This is a genomic window from Verrucosispora sp. SN26_14.1, from assembly GCF_004307965.1.
Lineage (GTDB): Bacteria > Actinomycetota > Actinomycetes > Mycobacteriales > Micromonosporaceae > Micromonospora.
Window position 1 is genome coordinate 1 of sequence record NZ_SISL01000719.1, and the last position, 1,938, is coordinate 1,938.

Here is a 1,938-nt window from a genome sequence, read left to right on the forward strand (position 1 = left end):
ATGAGCGCTAGTCTCGTGGGCTCGGAGTTGTGAATAAGAGACAGCCGCCGCCTCACCGGCCGCCGCCAGGGCCGCCAGGTCACCCGCGCCGAGCATCCGGGGCGGCTCGGCGGAGACCAGCTCCGGCGGGCCGAGGATAGCGGTCAGCTCCTGCCACAGCTGGCACAGCGTCAGGTGGTACTGGCCCTGCCGCAGCGGGTCCTCGCCCCGCTCGACGGTGTCCCGCAGGGTCCACAGTGCCCGGCGTACGCCCTGCGGCCAGGTGGTGCCGAAGACCGTGTCGTAGTGCGGCACCTCGGTCGGGCCGAACGTGACGGCGCTGGGGGTGCTGGTGTCACGGTCGGCGGCGAAGTGCGGGTCGGCGCCGATGCCGGCGACCTCGCGGGGGAAGTCCGGACGCGCGGTCCAGACCGTCGGGCCGTGCGTACCCACCAGCGTGAGGTTGCCGGCCTCGGTGCCGATGGTGATCCGGTGCATCAGGTGGGCGTAGTTGTCCGGGTCGGCCGGGTCCATCTGGTTCTGTACCCGCAGCGTGACCGGCACCCCGGCCAGCACCCCGTCCAGGCTGCGGAACGGCAGGTCCAGCTCGGTCGCCGAGGTGACCGACACGGGCAGGGCCGGCAGCTCGGTGAACCGCCACGGCCGCACCCCGCCGAGCGCCTGACCGAGCAGGTCCAGCAGCGAGTACGCCAACTGGAAGCCGCAGGCGACGTCGAGGTAACGCGGTGGCTGGCGGCGCAGCAGTTCGCCCGCCGCGCCGAGGAACCGACGGACCGGGGTGATGTGCCGATAGAACGGGTTGAGCTGGTACACCACCTTGTGCCGGCGGGCCTGGCGCAGGCAGCGGGCCAGCTCGTCGTGGTGCAGCGGGTGCTCCTGGAGCACGTGCACGCCGCGCGCCATCAGCTCCATGGCCAGCTCGGAGCCACGGCCGCCGAGCAGCCCGCCCCGGATGACCACGCAGGCGATGTCGATGTCGTCGGGCAACTGGTCCACCGCCGTGTACAACGGCACGCCGTAGTGCGCGGCGCAGGCGCGGGACCGGTCGCTGCCACCGGCGAGGACCCCGGCGAGCTCGAAGCTCGGGTCCGCCTCGCGGAAGGACTCCAGGTAGACCTGGCCGAACCGGGTGCCACAGACGACCACCCGGGTGGGTCGCTTCATATCACGTCCTCCTCGTACTGCTCGACGGCGGAGACGTCCGCCACCACGGCGGCCAGCGGCACCGCCGGCACCGCCGCCAGTTCGGTGACGGTGGCGATCGGGTCGAGGACCTCGTCGGTGTGCCAGACACCGGGCGGTACCGCGCCGGCCAGCACCGCTCGGGCCGTCAGCGCGGCCATGCTTCCGGTGAGTTCGCTGGCGCCGGTGCTGCGGACCACGGCGGTCCGCTCCCCGCTCGGTCCGGAGAGGGTGACCACCAGGTTCTGGTACGCCGGGTGGCCGAAGAGGTCCAGCTCCGCCGCCCGGCACAGTCGCTCCCCGGCCTCCCGGTGCCCGCTCTCGGCGGTCCCGGACCCGGTCCGCAGCGCGGCCAGCACCCGCTCGCCGGCGAAGACCGAATACCAGTCGACCTGTCGCAGCCCCAGCACGGCGGCCACCCGGGCGGTCTCGGTGCCCAGGTAGGGCTGGGCGGTGACCGGCTCGGGGAACCACGGCAGCGTCAGCTCCGGCACCGGGCGCAACGCGTTGCGCGCCACCCGGCCGTCCCGCCAGGCCGCGGCGGGCCAGCCGAAACTCTCGTCGGCGGCGACGTAGTCCACGGCGGCGGTCAGCGTGAACCGGTCCCGCCCGCCGACGTACCCGGTCAGCCGGTCGCCGTCGGGCAGGTGGGCGGCGAGCAGCCGGGGCAGCAGCCCGGTCAGTCCGGGCATCATCCCGGCCGACACCACGCCGGTCCGGCCGCTGCCGCCGGCCACCGCCGTCACGGCGGTGGCC

Annotated in this window: 2 protein-coding genes; both read right to left on the bottom strand. The window is 74.0% G+C overall.

Annotation, left to right across the window (positions count from 1 at the left end):
• Positions 1 to 1,164 (bottom strand): Gfo/Idh/MocA family oxidoreductase (locus EYA84_RS31255; protein ID WP_131057781.1); only part of this gene is annotated, 1,164 nt, incomplete at its 3' end.
• On the bottom strand, positions 1,161 to 1,938 hold a 778-nt coding region (locus EYA84_RS31260), incomplete at its 5' end, for a saccharopine dehydrogenase (protein ID WP_131057782.1). The genes EYA84_RS31255 and EYA84_RS31260, both read right to left, overlap by 4 nt.